Annotated in this window: 13 protein-coding genes; 6 read left to right on the top strand and 7 right to left on the bottom strand. The window is 48.0% G+C overall.

Features of this window, described 5'->3' with window-relative positions; translation table 11 throughout:
• Positions 1–5: 5 nt before the first annotated feature.
• Positions 6–449 (top strand): GIY-YIG nuclease family protein, encoded by a 444-nt coding sequence (locus M0415_RS19320; RefSeq protein WP_249552951.1) that lies wholly within the window; start codon positions 6–8, stop codon positions 447–449.
• Between the two features lie 194 nt (positions 450–643).
• On the opposite strand, the gene M0415_RS19315 is transcribed toward M0415_RS19320, so the two are convergent.
• Complete coding sequence (locus M0415_RS19315; RefSeq protein ID WP_249552954.1) at positions 644–1153, bottom strand: hypothetical protein; 510 nt, start codon at positions 1151–1153, stop codon at positions 644–646.
• Positions 1154–1760: 607 nt separating this feature from the next.
• Between M0415_RS19315 and M0415_RS19310 the strand changes: the two genes are divergently transcribed.
• Positions 1761–2486, top strand: coding sequence for an SIMPL domain-containing protein (locus M0415_RS19310; protein ID WP_249552956.1), 726 nt, complete (start codon positions 1761–1763; stop codon positions 2484–2486).
• Between the two features lie 288 nt (positions 2487–2774).
• Here M0415_RS19310 and M0415_RS19305 read toward each other — a convergent pair whose 3' ends face one another.
• Positions 2775–3551, bottom strand: coding sequence for a DUF4097 family beta strand repeat-containing protein (locus tag M0415_RS19305; RefSeq protein WP_249552958.1), 777 nt, complete (start codon positions 3549–3551; stop codon positions 2775–2777).
• A 268-nt stretch (positions 3552–3819) separates the two neighbouring features.
• Here M0415_RS19305 and M0415_RS19300 point away from each other — a divergent pair, with 268 nt between their 5' ends.
• A complete protein-coding gene (locus M0415_RS19300) occupies positions 3820–4587 on the top strand; it encodes a class I SAM-dependent methyltransferase (protein ID WP_249552960.1) in 768 nt (255 codons plus the stop codon).
• A 24-nt stretch (positions 4588–4611) separates the two neighbouring features.
• On the opposite strand, the gene M0415_RS19295 is transcribed toward M0415_RS19300, so the two are convergent.
• The 3 genes from M0415_RS19295 to M0415_RS19285 all read right to left on the bottom strand — a co-directional run bounded on the left by M0415_RS19295 (position 4612) and on the right by M0415_RS19285 (position 9334).
• Positions 4612–6591: a M14 family metallopeptidase gene (locus M0415_RS19295; RefSeq protein WP_249552962.1), complete on the bottom strand. Its 1980-nt coding sequence runs from the start codon at positions 6589–6591 to the stop codon at positions 4612–4614.
• 131 nt (positions 6592–6722) lie between these two features.
• Positions 6723–7841, bottom strand: coding sequence for an FUSC family protein (locus M0415_RS19290; protein ID WP_249552963.1), 1119 nt, complete (start codon positions 7839–7841; stop codon positions 6723–6725).
• A 263-nt stretch (positions 7842–8104) separates the two neighbouring features.
• Positions 8105–9334 (bottom strand): dicarboxylate/amino acid:cation symporter, encoded by a 1230-nt coding sequence (locus M0415_RS19285; protein ID WP_249552965.1) that lies wholly within the window; start codon positions 9332–9334, stop codon positions 8105–8107.
• 456 nt (positions 9335–9790) lie between these two features.
• On the opposite strand from M0415_RS19285, the gene M0415_RS19280 reads away from it, so the two are divergent.
• A complete protein-coding gene (locus M0415_RS19280) occupies positions 9791–9958 on the top strand; it encodes a hypothetical protein (RefSeq protein WP_249552967.1) in 168 nt (55 codons plus the stop codon).
• A gap of 255 nt (positions 9959–10213) precedes the next feature.
• Positions 10214–10411: a DUF7716 domain-containing protein gene (locus M0415_RS19275; protein ID WP_249552969.1), complete on the top strand. Its 198-nt coding sequence runs from the start codon at positions 10214–10216 to the stop codon at positions 10409–10411.
• Positions 10412–10493: 82 nt separating this feature from the next.
• Here M0415_RS19275 and M0415_RS19270 read toward each other — a convergent pair whose 3' ends face one another.
• Positions 10494–12224 (bottom strand): hypothetical protein, encoded by a 1731-nt coding sequence (locus tag M0415_RS19270; protein WP_249552971.1) that lies wholly within the window; start codon positions 12222–12224, stop codon positions 10494–10496.
• A gap of 406 nt (positions 12225–12630) precedes the next feature.
• Between M0415_RS19270 and M0415_RS19265 the strand changes: the two genes are divergently transcribed.
• Positions 12631–14094 (top strand): OmpA family protein, encoded by a 1464-nt coding sequence (locus tag M0415_RS19265; RefSeq protein WP_249552973.1) that lies wholly within the window; start codon positions 12631–12633, stop codon positions 14092–14094.
• 120 nt (positions 14095–14214) lie between these two features.
• Here M0415_RS19265 and M0415_RS19260 read toward each other — a convergent pair whose 3' ends face one another.
• Positions 14215–15774, bottom strand: coding sequence for an AbgT family transporter (locus tag M0415_RS19260; RefSeq protein WP_220054378.1), 1560 nt, complete (start codon positions 15772–15774; stop codon positions 14215–14217).
• Positions 15775–15933: the final 159 nt, after the last annotated feature.

Here is a 15933-nt window from a genome sequence, read left to right as displayed (position 1 = left end):
AACGGGTGACCGATTTAGTGATTGAAGCCGCTAATTCAACTCCCTCGGCTAGCCCCTCCAAAGGGGCTAGCCAAGCGCAAGCTGTTAACAAAGCTCAGTTTTCGTGCAAGCTAGAAGCGCAAGGTGCTGAGCAAGCTGTGACTTCGGAGCAAGGCGCAACATCAGAGAGAGAACAAGTCTCGACGTGGCATCTATATCTCATCCGCTGCGCCAATGGCCACTTATACACAGGCATCACCACAGATGTCGCCCGCCGCTTTAACGAACATCAATCAAGCAGCCCAAAAGCAGCAAAGTACCTGCGCGGCAAAGGGCCATTAACCCTGATGTATCAAGAGCAAGTCGGCACCCGCAGTGATGCACTCAAGCGTGAAATCGCGGTTAAAAAGTTAAGCCGCAGTCAAAAGCTGGCAATGATTGAGTTTGGAATGATAGTGGGGAACGATTAAGCACAGTCATTTCAGTGACACGCAGCAAGTACGTCCTTGTATGCTCGACGGCGGCATCCATGCCGCCAACGGTCACCTCCATGTCAGTGCTTAATCCCGTTAAGCACGGAGTATCCTTTAGCTTGTACATGCCTCGATTCTGTTGTTAATTAGCAAATTTTAATAGCTGGTGCTTCGATCAATTCAGCGCTGAATTACATATTCGGGAAGAATGTCTGACAAAAAACAAATGACTCTTTATAAATAGATTCATATTCAATTTTTAATGTAGTGCCTTTCAAACTACTGAGGATGTCTTTTATTAGTGTTGCATTTTCTTTGTGTTTAGTTGTTGAAAAAATCCACTGCATTTGTCCTGGTAAAATTGATCCAGGTATACCAATAATATTGAAATGGAAATGACCAAAATTAAGCTGTGGAAATATTTCTTTGTAATCGAAGTCATCAAGGCTTAAAACAATACCGTTTTTTTCAAAAGAGACTGCTTTTATTATAGCTGGTCCAATTCCATCATTATTGATGTAAACGCCAGCACTATCTTGATGTGTCGAAACTAATACATGGCATGATAAATAGGGTCTTACTGTAAGTTTATTATGAGTTTGGGTGACTTTACCTTGCCAAATTGTTGTTCCCAAAGCCAGTATCGCTACGAACATTGACATGATGGCTATTACTATTTCTGCTGTTAACCATGACGGCATTTCTGATCCTAATTAATGTCTATTTAATTATATGAAACATATACCTAATAGTAACTTAAAACAACTTAGCTTCTACTTTCCCCTTGGGTTACCCACGTATGTTCATATAGTTTATCCTAAGGCGTTTTTTATTCTGCGTCAGATTGATTGCACTGATAGATATCCCATTCTAAGTATTCCTCAAAATGGATTGTGAGCTATGTTCGCGAGTGTAATGATACATCCATTATTAATCTCGGCTACGAAATAATGAAGGTTAGATCAGGTATTACTCGGCTATCAATGGTTGCACCAAATCAAGCATTGTTGCGCCAGTGACCTTCTAAAACATGGATGTTTTAGTAGAGCCTACAAGGACGTATCCACGGCGAGTCACTGGTGTAACAGTGCGAAAGCCTGCGGCAGGCAATTAGGGAATACGATAGCCAGAAGCCATGATGCCGCCCATTAGCCCCTCGAACCGTTACCGACGCTATTGGACAAAATTGAGTTTGAGAAAGTCTAAGACGTAGTATATCAGGTCGCCCACGACTAAATTTTGCGGGTGATGCTATGGCTTGTTACGTCATATACGGTATATTGTCAGTCCTGCTTACATGGAGGTTTTATGAAATATATTTTTTTGATTGTTTTGTTATTTTTGCCAACTTTAGCCCTTTCAAATAATAGCTTGCCGAATAATCGTCATATTGCTGTGGTTGGGACCGCTCAAATAACGGCAAGCCCTGATATTGCAGTGGTCTATCTTGAAGTGGAAAGCTTAAAAGCAACAAGTGCTGAAGCTAAAAATGATGTCGATGATAGGGTTAACAAGTTTTTGTCTGGCCTTGGTAAATTTAATGTCGATAAGAAAAATGTTTCAGCATCCTCAATCTCCACAGCGCCTGAGTACTCCTACGGGGACAATGAAAAGCGTGTGCTTGATGGTTATCGAGCAAGCCGTAACTTAAAAGTGACCCTCAATAACTTAGAGAAACTAAACGCTTTTATGGATTTTGCTCTAAGTGTACAACTTGATGAAATCACCCGCGTTGAGCTGAAGTCATCGAAAGAAGTGGAGCTTAAAAATGAGGCTAGAGCCTTGGCTGTCGCTGACGCAAAAGAGAAAGGAAGTTTATTGGCGAGTGCTTTTGGGGCGATGCTTGGCAAAATTTACAGCATTGGTTCCTCAACAGATGACAGCATTGGCCGTTATGGCGCTAATAATAGAATCGAGCGAATAGAGGTCACTGGTTCACGTTTGGGCAAACCTCAAGTGACTGGGCAATATCTGCAGGAGAATATGGTTTTTTCAGCTTCTATCAGTGTGGTATTTGATCTCGATGTGAAGTGATCGCTTTACTTCAAAAGCCAGCGATAGTTTATTGAGATACCAACAAATTTTGCTCCGAAAACAATTAGGTAAAACGTTACCAAAGGCTTACCTGAATTGAGCCTGAGAAAGTCTCAGACACAAAAAAAGATGCCACTACAAGGGGTTAGTGGCATAAAGTGCATAAGAATGTCCATGGAACGGTAACGCAAAAGGGGTGGGTAGAAGACTGACATTTGGTTGGGTACTGCAACATCAGTCTCTACGCCGGGAAGTTGGTGGAGCGGTAACGCTGTTGGTCTAACGGGCTTAGTGTTTGCTTACTGGGCCATCGATTTTATCGAAGCTCACATCCCCTGAACCTGCCGAGAGAATGGTTAAGCCCTTAGTGTTCACCACGTTGATATCGCCTGAGCCATCGTTGATGGTGACTGTGTTTTGCACATTGGCGACGTTGATTTCGCCAGAGCCGTCATCGATGGTGATGCTGCCTTTAATATCATTGACTTGGATGCCGCCAGAGCCATCGACAATCGCGAGGTTGCCGTTCACTTGGCTGACTTCAATCGCGCCAGAACCATCGTCGATGCTGACATTATTGCCGCCATGGATAACCAGTTCGCCCGAGCCATCCTTGACCTTGATATCCGCGGTCATCTTGTTGATCAAAATCGCACCCGAACCATCGTCAATGTCCAGTGCTAATCCTGCGGGGACTTGTAACTTAAGGTCGATATAGGGTGAGTAATTACTAAAGCTGCTATGGGATTCAAAGTCGGCCTTAAGCTGGGCTTTGTTGGCCTTTTTCTCAAGGGTAAGAATCACTTTGCTATCGTCATTGCTATAGATATCAGCGACTAACTTAATTTGGTTTAGGCCTTCGACGCCGATTATTTCAAGGCTGCCCGCACCGGTTTCGGCGACGAGCTCTTGCAGGTCTTGAGCATCGAGGCTGAGTTCACGTTGCTGGTGGTCTAAATCCGGCATGCCAGCGGCGTTCACATTGATAATGCAGCCAGTGAGTGACACGCCAATGGTAAAGGCGGCGACAAATCCGAGGGTGAATATAAAAGGGCGTAGTGACATTTTCTTCTTCCTTGTTATCGACACTCGATAAACTGCAGAGTGCGGAGTCTATGGCGATAAGTGCTATGTCGAGAGATAGCACATCCTATGCCAACTTTTAAATTCCTTAATTATCAGTTGAATACTTCAAATGTGTCCGCTTGGCCGTAGGCGGACATGTCCGCTGAATGAGTGATTTTTCCCAAAGAGTGGTGAAATTACTCACTTATTCGGTTAGCGTGTGTCCATTCAGCCCGCGTGGCTAACAGCATAACCAGAAAGGATTCATATGGATTACTTAACGACCAATAAAATCGCTTGGGATGCTCGCACTCGAGTGCATTTAACCTCTGATTTTTATGATGTTGAAGGCTTTTTGAGTGGCAACACCTCCTTAACGGAAATCGAATTAAATGAGCTTGCGGTGGCGGGTAAGAGCCTACTGCATCTGCAATGTCATTTTGGTTTAGATACCCTGTCGTGGGCGCGAATGGGCGCAAAGGTGACTGGGGTCGATTTATCCGAGGTGGCGATTGCTGAGGCGCGCAAGTTGGCGCAGCAGACGCAGTTGTCCGCCGAGTTTATCTGTAGCGATGTCTGCAACGTGGCGGGCAAGGTTGAGCCGCAAGATATTGTCTTTACCTCCTATGGTGCCATTGTGTGGCTGCCGGATTTAACGCTTTGGGCGCAGACCATTGCGGCGTGTTTAAAGCCCGGCGGACAGTTTTACATGGCCGAGTTTCATCCGGCGCAGCAGCTATTCGATGGGTATAGCTATTTTAATCGCGGTGAGCCAGACATAGAGCAGGAAGGGACCTATACCGATAATGCCGGCGATGAGCAGCAGACCTTAATGTGCTGGTCGCATAGCTTGTCTGAGGTGATCAATGCCTTGTTGCAGGCGGGCTTAGTGTTGGAGTTCTTCCACGAATTTGCGTTTAGCCCCTATAACTGTTTCGCAGGGCTAGAGGCGCAAGCCGATGGCCGTTATGTGCTAACACACCAAGGGCAACAGGTGCCCTTGGTGTATAGCATTAGTGCGCGTAAGCCTGCTTAATCCTTACCGTTTTTAACGCATGGATTAACGGCTACGGTAGACCGGATACTTAAGATATTGATTATCGTAGTAAGGGCTGCGCTCATAGAACCAGCGTAAGCGTGCCTCTGGATCGGCGGCAAACTCTGGGTTTTCCAGCGCTTTGTTAAATTCCGCCTGTAGCTTAGGATCTTCCTTAAGCATCTTGGCGGCCAGCGGCTCTACTGCGTAGTCCTCAATGTATTCGGTACGGGTAAAGATAGGGTTAAAGAAGCCCCATTGCAGTAACGAGTCCGGTGATTGTGGCTCGAGCAGTAAAATCGCCAGATCGCCTAAGGGTTGATCTGTGCTGATTTTCACTGTGCCCGCAGGCAAGGTGGTGGTCAGTTTCGCCAGTGTCGAGTCGGACTTCACCGTGAGTCTTCCTTCGAACGCCTTGGTATTAAACACCGGATTGCTCAGGCTGTATTGCTGCAGTTTAAGCTCTGTTGGCTTGCTTAAACGCGTCATCCGAATGCCGTGTAGATTTAAGCGGTCGATCACTTGTGTCCACTGGGCGGGAATATAGTAAGCACTCGGGCGAGTGACTTTAATATCGGGCACGGTTTCGGCAATCACGGGTAAATTCGGGTACAGCTTAGGCTCGCCCGTCCAACGCACAACCTCGGTGCCGCTAATCGGACTCTGCTCTAACTTGTAATCTATGCCTTTAAAATCCCAGCCTTTAGCCAGTGGCGCCGATTTCCACGTTAAGGTGATCAGTGGCGAGGCGCGGTATTTATCCTCTTGAATCGCACTCTTTAATTTTGTGGCTTGGTCGCCGACGGTTTTTAGGGTTTGCTCTAGCATCACATAGGTGCCAAGTACGCGCTGCTTAAAGGGTTTTAAGCTGTGGTTCTCAATTAAAATAGTCGGCAGATGGCGGGCGTCACCGTAACCATTAGAGAAACGTGGGCTAGGGTTCCACAGTGACATGCCTTTAGTGATATCGGTATTGTCGACGGCGAAAATCAGTGGACCTGGGATATGCCCCTGGGCGCTTAGCGCAGCTTCTACCGCTGGGCGGTAGCTATTTTCGAGCCAACGGAAACTGGCGGGGCTCAAGCCTTGGGCGAGGTTGTAGCCGAAGGTGATGTCGTACTGGTAGTCGATACCATCGGTGACATGCACATCGATATACAGATCCGGTTGCCACACATTAATCGCCCGCAGCATATGCTGCATTTCTAAGGTGTCGGCCTTGGCGTAGTCGCGGTTCAGGTTGAGGTTATTGGCATTGGTGCGCCAACCCATATTGACTGGGCCACGTTGATTAACACGGTTAAATTCGCCGCTGCGCTCATGGGCATCGACGCTAAACATAGGCACAAACAGCAAGTTAGCCTTTTCGAGCAGGTCACTTTTATCACCTTTGACTATATCCCGCAGCAGCATCATGCCGGCGTCTTTACCGTCGATTTCGCCCGCGTGGATCCCCGCCTGCACCAGAATCGTCGGCTTAGTGTTTTGCTTTAGACGTGCCGATTCGTTAATGCCTTCACTGCTGGCGACATACATCCAAATGTCGCGCCCTTGAGGGCTCTTACCTAGGCTGACTTTCTGCAATTTGGTGGTTTCGGCCGCCAATCGGTCGAGCCATGCGATGGTGTCGTCATAGCTTGGGCTTTCGGTGCCGTTGCTTTGCTCGAAGGGCGTCGCCCATTCGTTATCGGCGCTGAGTAACAACGACTCGCTGGCACCGTGCCACGTGATGCTCGGCGGTAGAATGGCGTCATTCACAAAGGTATTGGCGCGAGTCGGTGTCGCTGTCACTGCGGCTTCGGGAGCCGCTTCTGTTGCGGGCGAAACGCTGCTTTCGGCACTGGTGTCAACCGTGTCAGTTTTAGCGGCCTCAGCGTTGCCAGGTCCAGTCGTCACTTCAGGCTGCGCGACTTCGGCATTTGCGGCAACGGCTAACTGGGCTGTAAATAGTGAACCCGCCGATAAGCAGGCTATGGCGATAACGGAAGGGGAAAACAAGCGCATGAAAACAGTCCACACATCGAATTTTTATTAGGGCGGTATCTTTTCATTAAGCCCCTGCGAGTGCAAGGGCTGCCAAGGGTTTATCTTGATATGACTGAGTGATTTTCGCTGCCATGCCCCGTGGTAACAGTCTATGAAGGTTTGGCGGTTTTATGTAACACGGTTTGTCCGCTATAGGCGATTTCGATAATCTCGATATCGGCGTAGAGCGCTTCGACGGCAATGGCGAGTTGATAGATAAGCCAGCCGTATCCCGTGAGGGCAAATCCCTGCGCGACTTCATTGGCTAAAGGGGCCGAATTTGGCGTATGAACGGCCAAGCTGAGTTGTAATCTGTGTTGCAACTCTTGCTCTAATGCATTTGGTAGTGTGGGCAATGTGGCTGTTTTACCCGCAACAAATTCACTCAGTCTGTGAAGATACGCAGTAAGCTCGGCGGCGACTTTGTTGATTTGGTGGTATGCCTCTTTGTCGGCCTCCTGCCAGCGACTCAAAGGTAATAACTCGAGTAGGGTGATCAGCCGCACTTGTTTATTGACTAATTCCGCCAGCAGCACTTTATGTTTTTTCAGGGTTTGGCTTTCCCACTCGAGGGAGAAAAACAGTTTCTTCTGGGTTAATACCGCCTTCATCGCCGCTTCGAGTTCGGCGCGAAAATCTAAATCATGGTTGGCGGCGGCCTGTAGATGTTGGGTCAGTACCTTGGCCATATTGTCGATGGCATTAGCGAGCTGGCTGCGCCAGTCCTGTTTGGCCTTAATCGGGAAGATAAACAGCGACACCAGAATGGCGATAACACAACCGAGCAGAATATTCGCCGTGCGCCAGAGCGCCTCTGAGGTGTCGTGGTTCGCATCGCCCACCACGATAATAATGGTGAATCCCGCCACCAGATAGGCATAGCTGTAGCGCCCCGCCGAGATAAAACAGATCAGCGTCACCCCTAAGATCAGCAGCCCCATAATCAGCCAATAACTGTCGATAGTGGCCACTAACATCACGCCATAAGCCGAACCTAAACAAGTGCCTACCGCCCGTTGCAGGGACTTTTCAATCGCGCCGCCCACCTGCGGCAGACTCATCATAATGATCACTATGGTCACCATGCTCCAAATAAAATGCGGCGGCGACCAAATGGCGTTAATGGTGACGGCAATTAGCAGGGCGAGGCCGAGTTTAAGGGCGTGAATGGCACGGAAATGACGATAGATAAAGTCGGCAAAAGGGCTTGCAGGGGCAAAAACGGACATAATGCAACACTCCTTTGGACTGATAGTAGCCAAGCCATTATCGCAGAAAGGCATCGTGCTCGAGTGGCTTGGCGGATAAAGAAATACAAATTGCGAGGCGGCGCCGTTTGAGCTTAGCCCAAGGCGTCGCCAAGATCACATAAATCTGCATTAAGTGATACAAAATCAGTGGGATAAGATGCGGTATCTCGAAGTTTAAACCATAAAAAAGGCTTGAATAAGCAAGCCTATTCAAGCCTTGGTATATCAATGTATTCGCACAGTTAGTTCGAGTTTGGCTCTGTGGTGTACTTATCCATAATCACGGCGCAGGCGGCATCACCCGTGATGTTGAGCGCGGTGCGGATCATGTCAAATACCCGGTCGAGGGCGAATAACAGCGGTAAACCATCAATCGGAATACCGGCGGCCAGTAGCACAGCGACCACTAAAAACGATGGACCGGGTACACCCGCTTGGCCAATGGCGCCTAAGGTAGAGGTAAAGATAATCGCGGCATAGGCGGTCATCGACAGATCGACGTTGTACATCTGCGCGAAGAACATGGCGACTAAACCATAGTAAATCGCGTTGCCGCTCATATTGATGGTGGCACCTAAAGGCAGCACAAAGGCGGTGGTGGCCTTAGAAACCTTAAGATCTTCTTCGCAGGTTTCCATATTCACAGGCAGCGTGGCCATGGATGAAGCCGTCGACAGTGCCATCACCTGAGGTTTTTTCATCGCCGAAATAAATTGGCGCGCCGATACCCTAGAAAACAGCTGTACCACTAAGGGGAAGAACACAAAACCGTAGATCAGAATCGCGGCCACAAACACGGCAAACAGCTTAAACACCACTTCTAAGGCATCGAAACCGAAGGTGCCGACGGAATCGGCCATCAAGCCAAATACCCCAATGGGCGCAATCACCATCACACAGTTAATCATCCACACAAAGGCGTCGACGACGGTATTTAACGCCGCCATGATGGGCTTAGCGCCATCGCCTTTGACCTTGGTCAGCGCGATACCGAAAAATATACTAAATACCAGAATTTGAAGAATATTTCCGCCAGTCAGCGATTCGAACACATTGGTTGGGATCATGCCAATAAAGGTGTCCATTACCCCAGGCAGTGCGCCATGCTCAGCGGTGACTTCCATCAGGCCGCTACTGCTATGGGCGGTAAAGTCGACCCCTGCGCCGGGGGTAAACATATTGCCCATGACTAATGCTAAGGCAACGGCAATCCCCGAAGTGACAATAAAGAAACCGAAGGTGCCGACACCAATCTTACCCGCTGAGGGACTATCGCCTAAGCTGGCGGCGCCGCTGATGATAGAAACCAGCACCAGTGGGATCACTAGCATTTTGATTAAATGGATAAAGATGGTGCCCAGTGGTGCGAAGATGCTCGCACTTTCGCCCATCATAAAACCAACCAGTGCGCCAATCATCATGGCAATAACCACTTGCACACCAATGTTGCCTAATAAACTCTTGCTCTTCATTCTTGCGAAACTCCCCAGTTACCGCGGCATTTTGTGTCTTAAGACTAGTTATCTATTTACAGGCCTGCCCTCGCTTTTGGCGTAAAAGCTCAGCCCTGACACTTTTTTTGGGCGCTTAAGGTATCACAGTTGGCGTAACGGGTTTTGTGAAACATCACCAAGCTTGGTTTGAAAATAACCAAAATCTAAATAACACCATGCCTAAGTTGATAATGTTTAAAAATGTATATCATAAAATGATGTTTATTTAATTTTGGTTTGGGTTTTGCCCATCGAATTGATGAATTGTGATTTTGGCTTTGATGGACGCAGATATCCTCTCGTATTCTTGGGGCTGAGTCGCGAGAACTTCCATCAGTTACTTGTATGCATCTTGAGAGTGGTGAATAGCCTCTATGACCATCAACTTAGTGACTCACTCAGTTTTCCCTATGACAACGCTATTTCGAGGACATTATGAATATCACCTCATTTTTTGGTCAGCCCGAGTCGTTACAGCGCTGGATAAAAAAGTGTATCGAACAACCCGGATTAAGTTATTGGCTGGTTTATCAAGATCTTGATGAAGGTGAATCCCTACAGCTGACCACGCTATTGTTTCCGATAGTGGTTAGGGCGTGTTGACGTTTCGAGATTAGATTTTGTTCGTTCTGGCAAGCACGTGCTCGCGAAACGAGGAATGATGTGTAGTTATTCTACTCAAATGACGAGTGACAAAGAGCAAGGGCTTGCCAGGCGAACCCTTCGGGCAGCATTTGGCTGGCGTTTCTGCCGCGTTATCGTCCGTTTATGTAGAATAACTACACTGTACGGACTTTGCCTTGCATAAAAGCCCGCCAAATTGCTGCAAAAATAACCCTGAAACGTCAACACGCCCTAATGAGGGATCTATCAGATGCCGAAATTGATGCCTTTGAGGATGGCTTAGGCCACAGTGACTATGGTTACCTGCTAAACACGGATCAAATAGAGGACGTGATTGATAATCTTAAGCAGCAAACTGCTCAGCCCAGTGAACAGGAACTGCTTGAAGCGATTATCTTTTACTATGAGCGAGATGCGTTTATCAGCCTCTGATGGGCTCTTTGCGAGGCATCGCGACTTAAGTTGAGATAAGCGCCCCAGAGGAATCAACTTAGGGGCGCGGAGGGAGTAAGGTTTACTTTGCTAGCGACTTAAAGTGGTTGTGCAGGGTGTTGCTGAAGCTTTGGTCGTAGGTAAAGCGATATAACTGTTTATTGTCAGTCGTATCAAATGCCGTGTTTAGCTCAACTTCGGTCAGCAAGTTTGAGGTCACAAGGTAGTAGCTCGGTTGCACCATCTGGCTAGCAATCGGATCCTCAACAATTTCAGTGATAGTTAGCAGCTTGCCGCCGTTCGGGCTGGTGCTAATGCTCCATTCATGTTGGCTTTCAGGCTGACCGAAGCTATCGAGAATGGTGAATTTATTCGTTGAGTCCTCAACGAAACTCTCGGGGTAAGCGAAGGGCCACAATAGCTCAACGATCACGCTAGAGGAAAGCTCGCTCGCGGTTTCAACGCCCGTTTCATAGGTGATGGGATCTTCTTCGCGGCAAAGCACATCAGCCGTTTGTTTTATATCCATGCGATAGATTTGCGAAGGCCAACTGAGTGACGCCAGCTTAAGGTCGCTTGGGAGGTTTGCCAGCAAATCCTGCCAGTCAGCGGCCGTGTTTTGATACTTATGGAAATTCATTTCGACAGGAACTTCAGTGCCGGCATAAACGGTCTTTATTTTGTTACCTTCAATCACAGGTTCTTTAAGCACATACCCTTGGTCGTTACGCGAGGCATTGATCCATTTTTTCATTGGCTCATTCCAGCATTCGGTAGGGACCTCATCTCCAGACGTGTTGTCGAAGATCATCACAGCGTTACCTGAAAATACGCCAGTAAGAGTTTGATCAGCAGTACCATAATCTAAGCTGACAAAGTGGCTGTTGCGAACGGTGGCGATATTGAGCACATGAGATGCGTCGGTATGATTGAGCATGCTGCTAAACACTGTATCCCAGTCAGTGCTGTTCATCGCCTTACCATCAACCGGCGCTTCCATATAACCGAAGGACACTAAGGTGCTCTCTACCTTATTGGTGACGGCAACGGGATTGGTTTGCAGATAAGCCTCAGTGCCAAAGCCGTACCCTAGGATTAAATTCTCGAAGGCTTCAAATGCGGCGATTAACACTTCGATAGCCGCCAAAATTTCCACTGTGCGCTCATTGGTGAGGTTTAGCAGGTAATCGTGTAACAGCAGGGTGTCGAGAAATGTGGGTTGCAGGGTGATTTCGGGCGAAAGACTAAATAAATCGGCTTCGACTTGTTTAAATCCAGTGGCGTATAAGTTTTTGAGTTTGGCGCGGAACTCAATCACTTGCTCTGGCGTTAAGTCGGCTTCAATCATCTTGCGATAGCGTGAAAACTCAATATTGGTCAGCGCGTTGATATGACCCGCATGATCGGGCAGGGCAACGATATTCATGCCACCTGTGGTGGCGTTGGTGTGAGCAGCGGCGGAGCTCACCGCCAATGCCGAGCGTGCAGATGAAGGCGCGTTATCAATCCAATTGGCCAGCAGGTAATAGTTAGGTTTTTCGGTCGCGCTTTTCCAATCGATTTGATACTTACCGTCAGTGTCCGTAGTGGTACTCGGTTCACCCTCTGAGCAGCTTAAGTCTTGGTTGAGATCCACGCACACGTTGGCCCCGGCGATAGCGCCGATATAAGTGACCTGACCTGTGACTTTATGGGCGTATTCTGTGGGTGGCGTCGGCTCTGGCGTGGTGGTGTCATCTTTATCGTCTGAGCCAGAACATGCCGTCAGCAAACTGGTGGCGATCAGCAATGAGAGCAGTTTAGGTTTAAACATCTTGTGTCCTTACATCAATTCGGCAATTTCCATTGCACTAAGTTAGCGTGGAGTCATCTGATAACGTCGAGTATTCAACGTATTGCAGTGTTATTCGTGGCCAAGCCAAATAGCATGAGCCTAGGTGACTAAGAAGGGCGATAGTATCGGTCTGAGTGGATAAAAATCGACGCCGCTTGTGATAAAACATGCGGCTTGATGTGAAATCCCTTTCACGACAACGTTTGGCATCCTTCCGGTCAAAATGCGGCTGTTTTTAAATCAGTCTGCATTTTCGACAGCTATTTTTGCTTGTACAACCCATCGCCTCAATCACGCTAAAGTATTAACTTGTTTCATATTTGTTATTGCGCAATCCGTTTAGTGTTACTTTTCACAGCAGTATTTCTATGGAGGGTAAATATTGATGCGTGTTTCTAAGCGGAGTTATTTAGCGGGACTATTGGCTATTTCGACGAGCCTGTTGCCTTTGTCGTTAATGGCGGCGGATGAGGGATTATTTACGCCTTTTCCTACGGCGAAATTAAAGGATGAATTGACGCGCCATTATGCCGAATATCCCTTTATTATCAGCGCGGGTGAACAAAGGTCTGACTATCGTTTTAAGCCTATCTTCGGTCAGGTCTATCAGCAAAAATACAAATTAGCGCCCGAATATAGCCCTGCGCATATTCTCGATAATTACCGTGAACAGATTAAAAAACTTGGTGGCGAAGTCCTATTCGAGTGTCTGCTTGAGGCCTGTGGTGATTCTCGCTTATTGGAAGAGAAAATTGCCCTGTTGGATGGCGTTATAGGTGTTGAAAGTGGTTACTTGTTTGCTCGAGTGAAGAATGAGCAAAAAGAGTTTTATACCGCCATACAAGCCGCAAATCTGAAGAGTTCTGCGGGTATTCATATTACAACGCTCGAGGTGATCCCCGAGCCGTTAGATTTAGTCACAGTTAATGCTGCATTTTTGCAGCAGGCGCCTAAGCAAATCGAGTTTAAAGATAATCAAAAGAAGGATACGAATGGCGCCGAGGATCATCCGCTTATCAGCCGCTTAAAGGGAAGCTATATCCAAGACTTTAAACGCCAAGGCTTTGCGAGCACAGTATTTGTGTCTTCAATGGATACAAGCAATAAGCCTGTGCTGGTGGAGCGTGCGGGTAAGTTGACTCAAAATGGCTATTCAATACCAAAGGAATATTCGGGTTACGAGGTGTTCACTAACTATAAGGTGGCATTAACTAAACTCGGATTCGAGTCGCAATTTGAGTGTCAGGGAAAGGCCTGTGGTAGGGAGGACAGGTTTATCAGAGCTATCGATTCTCTAGTGAATATCGGTAATGAAGACAGCCAGTTTTATGCTTGGTATACCTTAACGCGTCCCGAGGGGAATGTGCATGTGAGCACTTATACCATAGGTTATATCGGCGGGTTATGGACCGATTTGCGGGTGTTAGAGGAGACTGAGCTTAAGGATGACCGCGTGGGGATTAATCTTGAGGCGCTGACCGACCAAATTGAAGCTAAGGGGCATGTTGCCTTAGAAGGGTTGTTATTCGAGTACGATAGCGACAAGTTATTGCCCGAGGCGCAGCCCGTTGTCGAGGTGCTTGCCAGTTACTTAAAGGCAAATCCTAAGCGTGCCTTTTATGTGGTGGGTCATACCGATGACAAAGGTAATCAAGCCTATAACCAAGGTCTATCCCAACGCCGCGCGGCGGCAATTGTGAAGTTATTGACCACGAGTCATGGTATTCAAACTCAACAATTGGAAGCCGTAGGCATAGGTGAACATGCTCCCGTTGCTAGCAACAGTGATGAGGCGGGGCAGCAGCAGAATCGCCGTGTCGAGTTAGTATTGAGATCGGATACTAAGTAAGCCCAATCGTTTGATTCAATAGATATAAAAATGGCGTCAGCTCTTATCGAGTTGGCGCCATTTTTGTTTATATGTAGTCGCTCAGCCGACGCTCTCAGCCAAGCGATATTCAGGCTAAGGCTAAGATAGTGCGGGGAAGGTTAGCGAGCTGCCAATTCCTAATGGCAGACCTAGGGCCCAGTAAGCCAATAAGAAACCGCTCCAAAGCAGGAGAAAACTGATTGAAAACGGCAGCATCAGTGCCACTAGGGTGCCTATGCCTGATTCCTTAACGTATTTTTGGCAAAACACCACAATCAACGGAAAATAAGGCATCAGTGGGGTAATGATATTGGTCGACGAGTCGCCCACGCGGTAAGCAGCTTGAGTCAGATCGGGCGATACGCCCAGTTCCATTAACATCGGCACCATGATGGCACCAATCAAGGCCCATTTGGCTGACGCCGAGCCGACTAATAGATTGACGAACGCCGTGAGAAACACAATCCCCACCAGAGTCACACCCATTGGAAGGGCCAATTCTTTCAACGCCAACGCGCCTTTAATCGCCATTAATGCACCTAAATTGGATTGACCAAAGGCATAAATAAACTGGGCGCAGAAAAAGGCCATGACGATGTAATAACCCATGCCGCTCATGGACTTACTCATGCCTTGGATAATGGCCCTGTGGTTATTCGCCGTGCCCGCAACATAGCCATAGACAATGCCTGGCACGAGGAAGAACACAAAAATAATCGCCACAATGGAGCGCATTAAGGGAGCCGAGGCACTGGTTAGCGCGCCATCGGTACCACGCCAGGCAGAGTTGTCACCATAGGCGGTAAACACCAGCCCTAAGGCACATAACAACATGGCGCCCATGGCGAATTTAAGCCCACGGCGCTCATGGGGCGCGAGCTCATCAAGCGTTGGGAGCGTGCTGGGATCGCCATTCACCGCAGTGTTTTTTAGGCGCGGCTCAATCACTTTATCCGTTAAGAACCAGCCAACTAAGATGATTAATACGGCTGAAGCCGACGTAAAAAAGATATTATTGAGTGGGTTAATCGTTAATGTAGCGGCCGCTGGGTCGGCGGATAATCTTGCCGCAGCTTGAGTTAAGCCCGCTAACATAGGGTCAAGGCTAGATGGTACGCCCACGGTCGCAGAAAAACCGCCGGATACGCCAGCAAAAGCGGCGGCAATGCCGGCTAGGGGATGACGACCCGCGGCATAGAAGATCACCGCGCCGAGCGGGATAACCAGTACATAACCCGCATCAACCGCGACATGGCTCAGGATACCCACGGCGATCAATACCGGAGTGAGTAACATCTTGGGGGTAACAGATAAAATCGAGCGCAGCCCGGCATTAATAAAGCCGGTATGCTCAGCCACGCCAAGACCCAGCATAGCAACCAACACGACGCCGAGCGGCGGAAAAGTCACAAAGGTGGAGACTATTGTCGAGGTAAAGGCTGTCAGTGCACCGCCTTCGAGCATATTCACGACTTGAATGGGGTTACCAGTTCGAGGGTCGATTTCATCAAAACTGACACCCGATAATCCCCAGGAGATCAGCCAGACTAAGCCCAGAAACATCGCAAATAACACTGCCGGATCGGGCAGTTTATTGCCGACGACTTCGACGCCATTGAGAAATCGCTGGAATCCAGTGACAGGTTTATGGTTTTCCATTTGGGTGCCGCTTCCTAAAAATGATGATTGTTATCGATGATTATAAAAACGCAGCATTAATTTAAGCTTGGTTTAACTAATCGATAAGAAATAAAACACAAAAAATCTATCGCAGTGACTTTAGTGCGTTTAAGGCTTTCGACAGAGCGCCACTATGCC

Source organism: Shewanella sp. 10B (assembly GCF_023475885.1).
Taxonomy (GTDB): Bacteria; Pseudomonadota; Gammaproteobacteria; order Enterobacterales; family Shewanellaceae; genus Shewanella; species Shewanella mangrovisoli.
This window is presented reverse-complemented; position numbering and strand designations above follow the sequence as displayed.

Coding starts and splice junctions, on each gene's coding strand:
- M0415_RS19290 (WP_249552963.1), bottom strand. CDS start 7,841: ATGTCCGTTTTTGCCCCTGCAAGCCCTTTTGCCGACTTTATCTATCGT.
- M0415_RS19285 (WP_249552965.1), bottom strand. CDS start 9,334: ATGAAGAGCAAGAGTTTATTAGGCAACATTGGTGTGCAAGTGGTTATT.
- M0415_RS19270 (WP_249552971.1), bottom strand. CDS start 12,224: ATGTTTAAACCTAAACTGCTCTCATTGCTGATCGCCACCAGTTTGCTG.
- M0415_RS19295 (WP_249552962.1), bottom strand. CDS start 6,591: ATGCGCTTGTTTTCCCCTTCCGTTATCGCCATAGCCTGCTTATCGGCG.
- M0415_RS19315 (WP_249552954.1), bottom strand. CDS start 1,153: ATGCCGTCATGGTTAACAGCAGAAATAGTAATAGCCATCATGTCAATG.
- M0415_RS19260 (WP_220054378.1), bottom strand. CDS start 15,774: ATGGAAAACCATAAACCTGTCACTGGATTCCAGCGATTTCTCAATGGC.
- M0415_RS19305 (WP_249552958.1), bottom strand. CDS start 3,551: ATGTCACTACGCCCTTTTATATTCACCCTCGGATTTGTCGCCGCCTTT.
- M0415_RS19310 (WP_249552956.1), top strand. CDS start 1,761: ATGAAATATATTTTTTTGATTGTTTTGTTATTTTTGCCAACTTTAGCC.
- M0415_RS19265 (WP_249552973.1), top strand. CDS start 12,631: ATGCGTGTTTCTAAGCGGAGTTATTTAGCGGGACTATTGGCTATTTCG.
- M0415_RS19300 (WP_249552960.1), top strand. CDS start 3,820: ATGGATTACTTAACGACCAATAAAATCGCTTGGGATGCTCGCACTCGA.
- M0415_RS19280 (WP_249552967.1), top strand. CDS start 9,791: ATGAATATCACCTCATTTTTTGGTCAGCCCGAGTCGTTACAGCGCTGG.
- M0415_RS19275 (WP_249552969.1), top strand. CDS start 10,214: ATGAGGGATCTATCAGATGCCGAAATTGATGCCTTTGAGGATGGCTTA.